This window comes from Catenulispora sp. EB89 (genome assembly GCF_041261445.1).
GTDB lineage: Bacteria > Actinomycetota > Actinomycetes > Streptomycetales > Catenulisporaceae > Catenulispora.
This window is the reverse complement of sequence record NZ_JBGCCU010000007.1, coordinates 285,248-298,418: the sequence shown is the minus strand read 5'-3', so window position 1 is coordinate 298,418 and position 13,171 is coordinate 285,248. Positions and strand designations below refer to the sequence as shown.

Here is a 13,171-nt window from a genome sequence, read left to right as displayed (position 1 = left end):
CCCCAGGTCGGCGACGTTGCCGACCTGGGGCGACCGTGGCTTCTCAGCCGTAGCTGTGGAACCCCCGCCCCGTCTTGCGGCCCAAGTGCCCGGCTTCGACCATGCGCGCCAGCAGCGGCGGCGGCGAGTACTGCGGGTCCTTGAACTCCGTGTACATCGATTCCGCGATCGCCTTCACGGTGTCGAGTCCGATGAGGTCGGCCAGGGCCAGCGGGCCAAGCGGGTAGGCGCAGCCCAGGACCATGCCGCGGTCGATGTCCTGGACCGATGCCATGCCCGATTCCAGCATCCTGGTCGCGCTCAGCAGGTAGGGGATCAGCAGGGCGTTGACGATGAAGCCGGCCCGGTCCCGGGCCCGGATCACCTCCTTACCCAGGGCTCCGGCCACGAAGCGGGTGGCGCGGACCTCGGTCTCCGGGTCCGTCGCCAGCGACGGCACCAGCTCGACCAGGCTCAGGACCGGGACCGGGTTGAAGAAGTGCATGCCGATCACGTGCTCCGGACGGGACGTCGCCGTCGCCAGGCGGATCACCGGGATGCTGGAGGTGTTCGTCGCCAGGATCGCGTCGCGGCGCCGCACCGTCGCGTCGAGGCGGGCGAAGACGGCGAGCTTGGCGGCCTCGTGCTCGGCCACGGCCTCGATCACCAGGTCGCGGTCGCTGAGCCGGTCGAAGTCGGTGGTGACCGAGATCAGGTCCAGGGCGTTGTCGCGCTCACGGTCGGTGATCTTGCCCCGGTCCAGTGCTCGCGCCAGTGAGGCCTCGACGCGGGCCCGGCCGGCCGCGGCGGTCGCCGGGCCGGTCTCGGCGACCACCACCTCGAAGCCCGCGCGGGCACAGACCTCTGCGATGCCCGCGCCCATCTGGCCGCAGCCGACGACTCCGATCAGGTGGACGCCGTCCGGCTCGGCAGCAGGCACCCCATCGGCCACGGCCTCGATCACCAGGTCGCGGTCGCTGAGCCGGTCGAAGTCGGTGGTGACCGAGATCAGGTCCAGGGCGTTGTCGCGCTCACGGTCGGTGATCTTGCCCCGGTCCAGTGCTCGCGCCAGTGAGGCCTCGACGCGGGCCCGGCCGGCCGCGGCGGTCGCCGGGCCGGTCTCGGCGACCACCACCTCGAAGCCCGCGCGGGCACAGACCTCTGCGATGCCCGCGCCCATCTGGCCGCAGCCGACGACTCCGATCAGGTGGACGCCGTCCGGCTCGGCAGCAGGCACCCCATCGGCCACCACTTCATCGGGCCCGACAGCGCCGCTCACGACGGCAGCCGCAGCACGCCGGTCCCGCGCTTGATCAGCTCGCCGGCGACGACCAGGCGCTGGATCTCCGACGTGCCCTCCCAGATCCGGTCCACACGCAGCTCGCGGTAGAGACGCTCGACCGGGTAAGACCGGTCGTAACCGCGGCCGCCGAAGATCTGCACGCAGCGGTCGATAACGCGGTTGGACGCCTCGCTCGCCGCCAATTTGGCGATCGCCGCTTTGGCGTGCAGGGTCTTGCGGTCCGCGTCGGGCTGCGAGATCTCCCAGGCGACCTGGAGGAAGTAGGCGCGATTGACCGCGATGTCGACCGCGCAGTCGGCGAGCATGCCCTGGATCAGCTGGAAATGGGCGATCGGCTGCCCGAACTGCTCGCGCTCCACGGCCCAGTCGCGCGCCAACTCCAGCGCGCGCTCGGCGGCCCCGATGGTGCGCGCGGCAATCATCAGGCGCTCCTCGGTGAACCAGGCGCGCGTGATGTCGTAGCCCTCGCCGATGCCGCCGAGCACCTGGTCGTCCGGCACGAAGACGTCGGTGAACGTGAACTCCGGGTGCTCGTAGACGAACGTGTGCATGAAACGCGGCGTCCGCTTCACCGCCACGCCTTCGGTGGCCTTGTCCACCAGGAACAGCGTCGGCGCGCCGGTGTCGCCCGCGGCGGCCAGGACGATGAGGAAGTCCGCGTGGTCGCCGACCGTCACGAACCACTTCTCGCCGCTGAGCGACCAGCCTCCGGCGGTCTTCGTCGCGGTGGTCGTCAGGTTCTGCGGGTCGGATCCGGCGTTCGGCTCGGTCACCGCGTAGCAGTCGCGGCGCTCCCCGCGGATCACCGGCTCCAGGAAACGCTCGCGTTGCTCGGGCGTGCAGAAGCGCAGCGCGTTGGCCGGGCGCCAGACCATGTCCCACAGCGCGCCGGTCAGGCGGCCCAGCTGCTCCTGCACCACGGCCTGCTCGAAGATGGTCAGGCCGGCGCCGCCCCACTCGGCCGGCATGTTGACCGCCTGCAGGCCGGCGGCCAGCACCGCGTCCCGGACTTCGGCGTGCGCCTCGGCCGGCAGGCCGTTGTCCTCCTCGCAGGCGAGTTCGTACTTGGTCATGAAGTCCGCGAGCCCGCGGGCCGCGGTCCGCAGGTCGAGCTGGCGCTGGGTGAGCCGGAAGTCCATGTCAGTCCTCGTTCTCAGGGGCGGGGCGGGTGTGGGCAGGGCTGATGAGGTCGGGGTGGGTGAGGGCGGGGCCGGGCACCGCGAGCGCCCGGGTACCGCGCTTGATCAGCTCGTTGGCGATGATCACGCGCTGGATCTCCGAGGTCCCCTCCCAGATCCGGTCCACGCGCAGCTCGCGGAAGATGCGCTCGACGGCGTACGCGCTGTCGTAGCCGCGGCCGCCGAAGATCTGCACGCAGCGGTCGGCGACCCGGCCGGCCGCCTCGCTCGCGGCGAGCTTGGCGGTCGAGGCCTTGGCGTGCAGGGTCTTGCGGTCGGTGTCCGGCTGGTCGGCCTCCCACGCGACCTGGTGGGTGTAGGCCCGGTTGACCGCGATGTCGACGGCGCAGTCCGCGAGCATGGCCTGGATCAGCTGGAACTCGGCGATCGGCTTGCCGAACGCCTGGCGCTCCACGGCCCAGTCGCGGGCCTCCTGCAACGCGCGCTCGGCGGCGCCGACGGTGCGCGCGGCGATCATCAGGCGCTCGTCGGTGAACCACTCCTTGGTCAGCTCGTAGCCCTGGCCGATCTCGCCGAGCACGTCCTCGTCGGCGACGAAGACGTCGGTGAGCGTGAACTCGGGATGCCCGTTGACCGCGTGGTGCATGAAGTGCGGGACCCGTGTCATCTTCAGGCCCGGCGCGTTCTTGTCGACGAAGAACAGCGTGGCGAGCTTCTCCGGGCCGGAACCGTCCGCGGCCTCCACCAGCGCGTCGGCCTGCACCAGCAGGAAGTCGGCGATGTCGCCGCAGGTCACGAACCACTTCTCGCCGCTGAGCAGCCAGCCGCCCGCGGTCCGCCGGGCGATCGTGACGCCACTGGCGGGATCGGAGCCGGCGTCGGGCTCGGTGACCGCGAAAGCGTCGAACTTCTCGCCCCGGATGATCGGCAGCAGGTACTTCTCGCGCTGCTCCGGCGTGCCATAGGCCAGGACGTTCGACGGCCGCCAGGGGATGTCCCACAGGCAGTTCGTCGCCTTGCCGAACTCCTCCTCGACGATGACCTGGTCCAACAGCGACAGCCCGGGGCCGCCCCACTCGACCGGCATGTTGATCGCGTAGACGCCGGCGTCCATCGCCGCGCGCGTCAGTTCCCTGACGGTCTCCTTGGGGAGCGCACCGCGCGCTTGCTCGGCCTGGTCCTCGTACTGCATCAGGAGCTTGACGTAATCGGCGACGCGCTGTTTGAGGTCCCGCTGCGCGGGCGTGTATCGGAACTCCATATCGGGCTCCTCAGTAGTCGGAAAGGGACGGTGGGAACAGCGGCACGGCCCGGGCGTCCAGGGCGAGCGCCCCGGACGGCAGGGCCAGCAGCGGGTTGACCTCGAACTCGGCGAGATCGTGCTGGGCGGCGGCGACCCGGGTGATCTGCTCGATGGCCTTCGCGGCGGCGGCCACGTCGACCGCCGGCCGGCCGCGTACCCCGGTCAGGAGGGCGGCGCAGCGCAGATCGCGCAGCATCGTCTCCGCGCGGGCGGCCGAGACCGGGGCGAGGGCGAACACGACATCGCCGAGGACTTCGGTGAACACCCCGCCGAGGCCCACCATCACGATCGGGCCGAAGCGCGGGTCGCGGTTCACGCCGACGATCAGCTCGACGCCGTTCGCCAGGTCCGCCATCTGCTCCACCGAGTAGGACGGTGCGGACAGGCGCGCGTGCATCTCGCGGTACGCGGCCGTCAGGGCCTGCTCGTCGGCGAGGTTCAGGGCGACACCGCCGGCGTCGGACTTGTGGAGCAGATGCAGAGCCTTGAGAACGAAGGGGCCTGATGTACTGCGCGCGAACGCCCGGAGCTCATCCTCGCTGCTGATCTCGGCCGAGTCGGGAAATCGCAAGCCTGCTTCGGCCAGCAGGGAGCGGGTGGCGTAGTAGCCGGTGTCGGTCATGGGTGCGGCGGGTTCAGGCAACGGCTCGATCGCCGACGCACCGCCCTGGCCGCCCTGGCCATCCTCGCCTGCCTCGGGCACCACGACGGCCGCCAGCGCCCGCGCCGCGTCCTCGATCGCCGCGAACACCGGTATGCCCGCGGCCTGCAGGTTCTGACAGCTCGGCGCGTCCGGATACATCGACTGCGCCACGACCGGCTTCGGAGAGGCCCGCACCGCCCGGGCGATGGAATCGGCGGCGGCGAGCTCGGCCGCGCCGAGCGTCCCGGCCGCACCGCCGAGGCCGCCGGTGTCGGCGGAGTACCCGCCGAAGTACCCGGTCATCAGGACGGCGTCGACCTCGTCGGCGTCCAGCAGCGTCCGGACCACGGCCGCGTACGACATCGGGTCCTGCTCCCCCATGCCCGCCAGGTCGACCGGGTTGCCGAGCGCCGAGGGGCCCCACAACTGCCCGGCCAGCCGTTCCCGGACCTGCGCACCGAGCTCGGGCACCTCGAACCCGGCGGCCTCGGCGGCGTCCGCGGCGACGACGCCGTGCCCGCCGCCGTCGGTGAACACCGCGACCCGGCGGCCGCGCGCCCGGCGACCGCCGGCGACGGCCGCCAGGACGGCGGTCATCTCCCGCGGCGTGCGCACCAGTTCCACGCCGGCGTCCCGGCACGCGGCCGCGACGACGTCCGACGACGTGGTCAGCGCGCCGGTGTGCGACGCCGCGCTGCGCGCCGCCGCCGGCCCGCGTCCGGCGCTGAGCAGCACCACCGGCTTGCCCGCCGCGGCGGCCGCCCGCGCGAACGCCCGGCCGTCGCCGAAGTCCTCGGCGTACACCGCGATCGCCTTCGTGGCCTCGTGCCGCGCGCAGTCCCGGACCAGGTCCACGAGCGTGACGTCGGACTGGTTGCCGAGCGAGACGAACCGGGAGAAGCCCAGGCCGTGCGGCGCGAAGGCGAGCTGGAGCTCCAGCGCGAGGTTCCCGCTCTGGCTCAGCAGCGCGACCCCGCCGAGGTCGAAGGTGTCAGAGGCCAGATACAGCTCGGTCGTGTTGTCGGCGATGCCCAGGCAGTTCGGCCCGACCAGGACCGCGCCGGCGGCGCGCACCTTCTCGGCGACGGCCCGCTGCCGCGCGAGCCCGGCGGCGCCGGTCTCGGCGAAGCCCGCGGTGACCGCGACGATCGCGGTGGCGCCGCAGGCCAGGGCCTCCTCGACGGTCTGCTCGTAGGCCGGGGCCGGGACCGAGACCACGACCAGCCCGAGCGGCTCGCCGAGCGCGCCGAGGCTGGGCGCCGCGGCCCGGCCGAGCACGGTGCCGGCGCGCCGGTTCACCAGGTGGATCGGCCGGCGGTGCGACGCGCGCAGCGCCTGCGCGGCGATGGCGTGCCCGTACTTCGCCGGATCGTCGCTCGCGCCGACCACGGCCACCGACACCGGGTCGAACAGCGGGGCCAGGTCGCGGCTCATCGCCGCGGCTCCAGCCGCAGCGCGCGGTTGGGGCAGGCGGCCACGGCCGCCTCGGCGGCCGCCTCGCCGCCGGCCGGGACCTCGGGCGCGAGGATCGCGGCATAGCCGAAATCGTCGAGTTCGATCTGCGCGGGGGCCTTCTCCTGGCACACGCCGTAGCCCTGGCACAGGGTGGCGTCCAACAGTAGTTTCATGGTTCCTCTATCGCGGTGCTGATACGGGGTGACTGGTGGTTCGGACGGTCGGGGGTTCCACCCGGAACCGGTCGGCGTCCGGTGTCCGGTCGGCGGCGCAGCCGGGGCAGCCGCCGTCGAGATGCGTCTCGACGAGCGGGCCGAAGGTGCGCAGAACAGAGGCGGCGAGATTCGCCGCGGCGTCGAGCAGGCCGCACGCGCCCCGGCGGCGCAGGCTCTGCGACCACCGGCCGAGCCGGGCCAGGTCGTCGGGCTCCGCGGTACCGGCGACCACGGAGGTCATCGTGCGCGCCAACGCCGTCGTCCCCGAGACGCACACGCCGCACTGGCGGCTGCTTTCCCCGGCGAGCCAGACCAAGCCGTCGGCGGCGAGCGCCACCGGGCATTCGCCGGGCGCCAGGAAGTGCACGGCTCCGCAGCCGAGGGCCGAGCCGGCCGCGTCCAGGGCCGCCGGTTCCAGCGCGGTGGCCAGGCGGCGGGGGTCGAGGATCCCGCCGAACACGCCGCCCATGAGGACGCCGGGGGTGTCGAGGCGGTCCGCCCGGTAGGCCAGTGCCTGCACCGAGGTGCCGACGGGGGCCTCGACCAGTTCGGGTTCCAGGCCCCGGCCGGAGACCGTCAGCAACAGCGAATCAGGGATCTGTGACCGGGTGGCCAGCAGCGCGATCCGGGCCAGGGTCTCGACGTTCGCGACCAGCGTCGGGGCGCCGTCGACCCCGGCCTCGAAGGGCCGCGGCGGTTTCGCGGTCGGCAGCGCGGGCCCGCCGTTGATCCTGCGGACCGCCGCCGTCTCCTCGCCCGCGACGTAGGTGGGCTCGGGCCGCACGATCCTGGTGGGCACGACGGGTTCCCGCTCGGCCAGCGCACGGCCCATGCTGTCGGCGGCTTCGTCGTCGGCCACGTAGACGTAGCAGCACGCGGCGCGGGTCATGTCGACGGCGCGCAGCATGCCGTCCAGGACGAGGTGCGGGCGCGCCCGCATCAACCAGCGGTCCTTGGCCGATCCCGGTTCGCCTTCGGCGCCGTTGGCGACGACCACCGGTACCGCCCCGGAAGCGCGCACCGCCCGCAGCTTGGCCGCCGCGGGGAAGCCGGCACCGCCGCGCCCGCGCAGTCCCGCGGCGTTGACGCGGTTGAACAGCACGTCGGGTGACAGATCGCGGTATCCGCCGGCCCGCCAGTAGTCGTCACGGGTCTCTCTTCGGCCGGGGTTCTCGCCGAGCAGCGGCGCCGGGCCGGTCATCAGGGAATGGATCCGTGTCATCTCCGCCTGCCCTCCTTTCTCCGGTTCGCTCCGCATCAGCCCGCAAGTCCTCGCAGGACCCGTACGGCCTCGGTCAGGGCCGTCCGCTGCGTCGCGGCCCGGCGGTAGGCCGGGCCGGGCAGGCCGATGAGCATCGTGTGATGGTCGAGGACCACCTCGGCGGCGAGCAGCGCGGGAGCTGCGTCGGCCGGCCCGCCGGCGGTCTGAGCGGTCTGGGCGGCCTCAGCGGCCGCGCGTACCAGGGCGGTGACCTCTTGCAGGTAGCGCAGCCACGACCGCTGACCGCCGTGGACGAGCAGATCGCCGATCCTCCGGCGCTCCGCGGCGACGCTGAACAGCCGGGCCCGATCCGCCGGCGGCGCGGCGGATCTCAGGCCCCGCATCCGCAGCGCCGCGACCGCCTCGGGCAGCTCGCGCTCGGGTTCGGCGGTGAGGCCGAGCCACACGGGTCGGCGGCGTTGGAACAGTCCTGACACCTTCCACCTCCGGGGTCGATGCGGTGGCCGGGAGCGTAACTGACTGATTGATTAGTTAGCAACTCTTGACAGCCCGGCAACTTCGGTGGAACCTGACTGACCAATTGGTCAGCTAGCCCTGAAGGAGGGACCTGTGCCGATCACCGAACCGCTCGCGACGACCACTGCGCCCGGCGCGCAGCAGGCCGCCCCGGGCCCAGCCGGGCCGCACCCGGCCGAACCACCCCCGCCGCCGGCCCTGGCCGCGCACTACTACACCGACCCGGCGCTGGCCGAGGCCGAGCTGAACGCGGTCTTCGCCAAGAGCTGGCAGCTGGTCTGCCACGAATCCGACCTGCCGAACCCCGGCTCCCGGCTGACCGCCTGGGCCGCCGGCCGCGAGGTGCTGGTGGTCCGGACCGACGAGGGCGGCCTGAACGCGTTCCTCAACGTGTGCCGGCACCGCGGCACCCGGCTGGTCGACGGCCCCGAGCCGGAGCCGAAGACGGCCGCGGCGATCCGCTGCCCCTACCACGGCTGGACCTACAAGCTCGACGGCACGCTGGTCGGCGCGCCGGAGGGCCGCCAGATCCCGTGCCTGGACAAGCCGAAGCTCGGGCTGTTCACCGTCGCCGTGGAGTCCTTCCTGGGCTTCGTGTTCGTCAACATCGACGGTACGGCCGCACCGCTGGCCCAGACCTGCGCGAAGCTGGCCGAGCAGGTGGGCCGGTACGCCGGGGGCGACCTGGTGCCGGTCGGCCGGGACCGGATCCACGATCTGGACCGGGCCGAGGTCCAGGGCGCCAACTGGAAGGTCGCCGTCGACAACTACCTGGAGGGCTACCACGTACCGGTGGCCCACCCCGGACTGATGCGGCTGCTCGACTACCAGAACTACCGGATCACCGAGGAGGCCGAGGACTATGTCCTGTTCCAGACACCGCTACGGGACAAGCCGTCGTCCAACTGGCGCGAACGCCTCTATCAGCGGCTGACCTCGACGATGCCGGGACTGCGGGCGGAAGACCGCAGGATGTGGCGCTACGCCGTCATCTACCCGAACACGCTGCTCGACTTCTACCCGGACCACGTGCTCGCCTGGACCGCCGTCCCCGCCGGCCAGGACCGCGTCGCCGTCCCCGGCGGCTTCTACACCCGCCGGGGCTCCAGCGCCCGGACCCGCCTGGCGCGCCGGCTCAACATCGCCATCGGCTGGATCACCAGCGACGAGGACGCCGAACTGCTGCGCCGGGTCCAGCACGGCATCCGCACCCCCGGCTTCGAACCGGGGCCGCTGTCGCGTCGCGAAGCCGGCGTCGGGTGGTTCGCCGATAGGATCCGAGCCGATCTGGGATCGACCGAAGGGAGCGGTGAGCGGCGATGAGCGCGGAAGCCAGGACCGAGCAGACACGCGCGGCGATCCTGCGGGCGGCGTGCGAGGTCATCGCCGAGACCGGGTTCGAGAAGGTCAGGATGCGGATGGTGGCCGAGCGGGCCGGTGTGTCCACCGCCGCGCTCCACTACCACTTCGCGACCCGCGAGAAGCTCTTCCTGGAAGCACTGCGCTACTCCTACGACACCACGGGTTCTGAGAACGCCGCGAGCGTGCCGCCGTCCGAGGCGCCGCACTCCTGGCGCCTGGCCCGGGCCATCGACGACTGCCTGCCCGGGGACCCCGAACTGCGCCGCGACTTCCTGCTCTGGCAGGAGCTGCACCTGCGCGCCGTCCGCGACCCCGACTCGCGCTCCGTCGCCCGCGACCTGTACGCGAACCTGCGGGACTGGATCGCCGGGATCGTCCGCGACGGCCAGGGCGCCGGCGAGTTCGAAGCCTGTGACGTGGGGCGGCTGGCCGACCTGGTCATCGCGCTCACCGACGGCTACGGTGCGCGGATCCTGCTCGGAGCCTCGGCGATGACGATGGACGACGCTCGCGACCAGATCTGGGCCGTCGTCGCCCCGCAGCTCGGGCTGCGCACACCGGTTCCGGCAGCCGGGTCCCGGGCCGCCGCCGGGTAGAGCCCGGCCCGGCGAAGGCCGGGGCCGGCACCCGGTGCATCCAACGAACCCACTGCATCTACCGCACCCATCGCACCCACCACTCTCCCCCACGACCGCGCCGCGCCACCGCGGCGGTGCAGAGCCCGCGTCGCAGCCACCGGCGCGCGGTGAAAAACAGGTCCGCGTACCGCTTCGGGCCGGTAACCCCTCCTCATAAGCGCTCGACCCCGCCGCCGGCGGTTTCTGGGTACCGCCTTGCCCCGAACCGAAGTCCGACGCCGGGCCCCTCCCACCCACGACGAAAGGACAAGCCATGTCCCGCCAGTCTCCCGAGGAGTCCTTCGAGCTGTCCCGCCGATCGCTGCTGCGCGCCGGGGCGGCCGGCGCCGTCGCGCTGACCGCGGCCGGGTGCGGATTCACCGGATCGGGCGCCGCCGCCGGATCCGGCGGGCCGGCGGGCTCGGCCGCGACGTCCGCCGAGCCGCCCATCGAGGTCAAGGTGGACGGAGACCTGGTCTACTTCAACTGGGCCGACTACGTCGACCCGTCGGTCTTCGACGGGTTCCAGAAGGAGTACGGCGTCAAAGTCGTCCAGTCCAACTTCGACTCGATGGAGTCGATGGGCGCCAAGCTGGCCGCCGGGAACAAGTACGACGTCGTCTTCCCCTCGGCCAAGTGGACCCAGCGCCTGGCCGCGGCCGGGAAGCTGCACCGCATCGACCACTCCGCGCTGAAGAACGCCCCGTCGATCTTCGACCACTACGACTACTTCCAGGACCCGTGGTACGACGACGCGTCGGCGCACAGCGTCCCGTTCACCATGTACAAGACCGGCATCGGCTGGCGCAAGGACAAACTCGGCGAGCTGACCGGCTCCTGGCAGGACCTGTGGTCGCCGGCCGCCGCCGGCGAGGTCTTCCTGCTGGACGACGAGGACGAAGCCCTCGGGATGGCGGCGCTCAAGCTGGGCCTGCCGATGAACACCGCCGACGCCGGCGACCTGGCGAAAATCGACGCCGAGCTGAAGAGCCTGCGCCCGCACCTGCGCGGTTTCTCCAGCGACGACTACAACAACCTGCTCAACGGCAACTCCCTGATGACCCAGGCCTGGAGCGGCGACATGGTCTCCGTGCTCAACCAGGCCAAAGACGCCTCGATCTACGGATTCCAGACCGCCAAGGAAGGCTCCGCGGTGAACACCGACTGCTACGTGATCCCTTCCAACGCCGAGCACCCCGGCACGGCGATGCTCTTCATCGACTACATGCTCCGGCCGGAGAACGTCGTCAAGAACATCGACTACATCGGCTACCCGATGCCGGTGAACGGCACCGAGGACGCCTACGCGAAGCTCGTCGCGCAGCTCCCCCAGTGCGTCATCAAGGCCGAGGACCTGGTGACCGACCGCATGTTCCAGAACGGCACGGCGGCCCAGGAGCACGCCCGGGACGCCGTGTGGACCGACGTGAAGGCGGGCTGACCGTGCCCAGGACCGCATCCGAACCGACGGCCGGCGGGCCCAGCCCGACCGGCCCGACCAGCCCGACCAGCCCGACCAGCCCGCCAAGCCCGCCAAGCCCGGCCGGCCCACCAGCCCCGAAAGGCTCGCCCGGCCCGATCCGCTTCCGGCGCCCGAGACGGCGGACCTCGCGGCGGCCGGCCTCGGCCGACACCCGGGTCTGGAACCGTCTGGCCCTTCCCGGAACGCTGTGGATGTCGGTGTTCTTCATCTCCTCCCTGCTGCTCGTCGCGGCGCTGTCGTTCGGGACCACCGACGATCTGGGCAACCCCCGGTTCGGCACCACGCTGGACAACATCCGGCGGCTGGCGGCACCGGCCTACCGCACGGTGATGTTCCGCTCGCTGGAGTACGCCGCCCTGACGTCGGTGCTGTGCCTGCTGATCGCCTATCCGGTCGCCTACGCGATCGCGCTGCACGCCGGGCGGTTAAAGAACGCACTGATCGCCGCGATCGTCGTGCCCTTCTTCGCCAACTACCTCGTCCGGATGTACGGGTGGTCGGTGGTGCTATCCGACGACGGCCCGGTGCTGCGCTTCCTGCGCGCGATCGGCCTCGCGGACTCGCACACGAAGATCCTCAACACCGGGCCGGGGGTCATCGCGGGCCTGGTCTACGGCTTCGTGGTGTTCATGATCATCCCGCTGTACGCGGCCCTGGAACGGCTGGACACAGCGCTGATCGAGGCCGGGCGCGACCTGTACGGCGGCCCGCTGCGCACCTTCCTGTTCGTCACGGTCCCCGCGACCCGGCAGGGCGCGGTGGCCGGGATGGTGCTGGTCTTCCTGCCGGCCATGGGCGACTTCGTGTCCGCACAGTTCCTGGGCGGCCCGAACCAGCTCATGATCGGCAACCTGATCCAGGACAAGTTCTTCGAGGGCCAGGACTGGCCGCTGGGCTCGGCGCTGACGATGCTGCTGATGGCCGTGCTCCTGGTCGGCATGTTCGGCTACCTGCGGCGCGCCCGCAAGGACGAGGCGGAGGCGACCCGATGACCGCTGTCGATCCCCAGAGGCGGCCGGGGCCGCCCGGGCTACCCGGACCGGACGGGCCGGACGCGCCGCGGCGACGCCGGCTGGCCCGGCCGCCACGGCTGGCCCGGCTGCCCCGCCTGCGCCGGCGCGGCGTCGAGGCCAGGCCCCGCTTCGCCTTCGTGGTCACCGTGCTGTTCTTCGTCCTGCTCTACCTGCCCATCGGCATGGTCGTGCTGTTCTCCTTCAACTCCCAGAAGTCGCTGACCGTCTTCAAGCACTTCAGCACCCGCTGGTACTCGGCCTTCTTCCACGACCACGTCCTGCTGTCCTCACTGGGCATGAGCCTGAAGATCTCGCTGGTGGCGATGATCGGCTCGGTGGTCCTCGGCGTGGCGCTGGCACTGGGCCTGGTGCGGGCCCGCGGCCGGCTCGGCTCCTACTCCGGCCTGATCATGCTGGTCCCGCTCATCACCCCGGAGATCGTCACCGGTGTGGCGTCGCTGATGCTCTACAAGGGCCTGGACACCACGCTGTCCACCGGCACGGTGATGATCTCCGAGATCACCTTCTCCATCTCCTACGTGACGGTGATCCTGCGCTCGCGGGTGGCCGCGCTCAATCCGGAGGTCGAGGAGGCCGCCATGGACCTGGGCGCGACGCGCTGGCAGGCCGTGCGCCTGGTGACGCTGCCCGCGCTGCTGCCCGCCATCCTGGCCAGCGCGGTCCTGATCTTCGCCTTGGTCTTCGACGACTTCGTCCTGGCCTACTTCACCACCGGCGTGGACCCGCAGCCGCTGGCGGTGCGCATCTACTCCGCCATCCGCTTCGGCGTCGAGCCGACCATCAACGCCGTCGGCACCCTGATGCTGGCCGGCTCCATCACCCTGATCGCCGCGGCCCTGTCCATCCCGCGCCTGTTCGGCCGCTCCGGCGGCCTCGACCTCCTGTCCGGGGACTGATACC

Annotated in this window: 12 protein-coding genes; 5 read left to right on the top strand and 7 right to left on the bottom strand. The window is 71.9% G+C overall.

Annotation, left to right across the window (positions count from 1 at the left end; translation table 11 throughout):
- Positions 1 to 43: 43 nt before the first annotated feature.
- From ABH920_RS17905 to ABH920_RS17875, 7 genes are read right to left on the bottom strand one after another with little or no spacing between them, the layout of a single operon-like run.
- Complete coding sequence (locus ABH920_RS17905; RefSeq protein ID WP_370350289.1) at positions 44 to 1,216, bottom strand: 3-hydroxybutyryl-CoA dehydrogenase; 1,173 nt, start codon at positions 1,214 to 1,216, stop codon at positions 44 to 46.
- A gap of 38 nt (positions 1,217 to 1,254) precedes the next feature.
- Positions 1,255 to 2,421, bottom strand: coding sequence for an acyl-CoA dehydrogenase family protein (locus ABH920_RS17900; protein ID WP_370350137.1), 1,167 nt, complete (start codon positions 2,419 to 2,421; stop codon positions 1,255 to 1,257).
- A 1-nt stretch (position 2,422) separates the two neighbouring features.
- Positions 2,423 to 3,682: an acyl-CoA dehydrogenase family protein gene (locus ABH920_RS17895; protein ID WP_370350136.1), complete on the bottom strand. Its 1,260-nt coding sequence runs from the start codon at positions 3,680 to 3,682 to the stop codon at positions 2,423 to 2,425.
- A gap of 10 nt (positions 3,683 to 3,692) precedes the next feature.
- Entirely contained in the window at positions 3,693 to 5,801 is a 2,109-nt protein-coding gene (locus ABH920_RS17890) for an acetate--CoA ligase family protein (protein WP_370350135.1), read from the bottom strand.
- Positions 5,798 to 5,995 carry a ferredoxin gene (locus tag ABH920_RS17885; protein WP_370350134.1) on the bottom strand — a complete coding sequence of 66 codons (198 nt, stop codon included), beginning with the start codon at positions 5,993 to 5,995 and terminating at the stop codon, positions 5,798 to 5,800. The genes ABH920_RS17890 and ABH920_RS17885 overlap by 4 nt, the downstream gene beginning before the upstream one ends.
- Positions 5,996 to 6,002: 7 nt before the next feature.
- Positions 6,003 to 7,259 (bottom strand): NADH-ubiquinone oxidoreductase-F iron-sulfur binding region domain-containing protein, encoded by a 1,257-nt coding sequence (locus tag ABH920_RS17880; protein ID WP_370350133.1) that lies wholly within the window; start codon positions 7,257 to 7,259, stop codon positions 6,003 to 6,005.
- Between the two features lie 35 nt (positions 7,260 to 7,294).
- On the bottom strand, positions 7,295 to 7,735 hold the full coding sequence (locus ABH920_RS17875) for a hypothetical protein (RefSeq protein WP_370350132.1): 441 nt from the start codon (positions 7,733 to 7,735) through the stop codon (positions 7,295 to 7,297).
- Positions 7,736 to 7,868: 133 nt separating this feature from the next.
- Between ABH920_RS17875 and ABH920_RS17870 the strand changes: the two genes are divergently transcribed.
- The 5 genes from ABH920_RS17870 (at position 7,869) to ABH920_RS17850 (ending at position 13,167) form a co-directional block, all read left to right on the top strand.
- Positions 7,869 to 9,098 (top strand): aromatic ring-hydroxylating dioxygenase subunit alpha, encoded by a 1,230-nt coding sequence (locus ABH920_RS17870; protein WP_370350131.1) that lies wholly within the window; start codon positions 7,869 to 7,871, stop codon positions 9,096 to 9,098.
- Positions 9,095 to 9,733: a TetR/AcrR family transcriptional regulator gene (locus ABH920_RS17865; RefSeq protein ID WP_370350130.1), complete on the top strand. Its 639-nt coding sequence runs from the start codon at positions 9,095 to 9,097 to the stop codon at positions 9,731 to 9,733. The genes ABH920_RS17870 and ABH920_RS17865 overlap by 4 nt, the downstream gene beginning before the upstream one ends.
- A 295-nt stretch (positions 9,734 to 10,028) precedes the next feature.
- The gene (locus ABH920_RS17860) at positions 10,029 to 11,195 is read left to right on the top strand and encodes a spermidine/putrescine ABC transporter substrate-binding protein (protein WP_370350129.1); all 1,167 of its coding nucleotides are present in this window, start codon (positions 10,029 to 10,031) and stop codon (positions 11,193 to 11,195) included.
- Between the two features lie 2 nt (positions 11,196 to 11,197).
- Positions 11,198 to 12,229, top strand: a complete 1,032-nt coding sequence (locus ABH920_RS17855; protein WP_370350128.1) for an ABC transporter permease — start codon at positions 11,198 to 11,200, stop codon at positions 12,227 to 12,229.
- Positions 12,226 to 13,167: an ABC transporter permease gene (locus ABH920_RS17850; RefSeq protein ID WP_370350127.1), complete on the top strand. Its 942-nt coding sequence runs from the start codon at positions 12,226 to 12,228 to the stop codon at positions 13,165 to 13,167. Before ABH920_RS17855 ends, ABH920_RS17850 begins: the two co-directional genes overlap by 4 nt.
- The last annotated feature ends 4 nt before the right edge of the window (positions 13,168 to 13,171 follow it).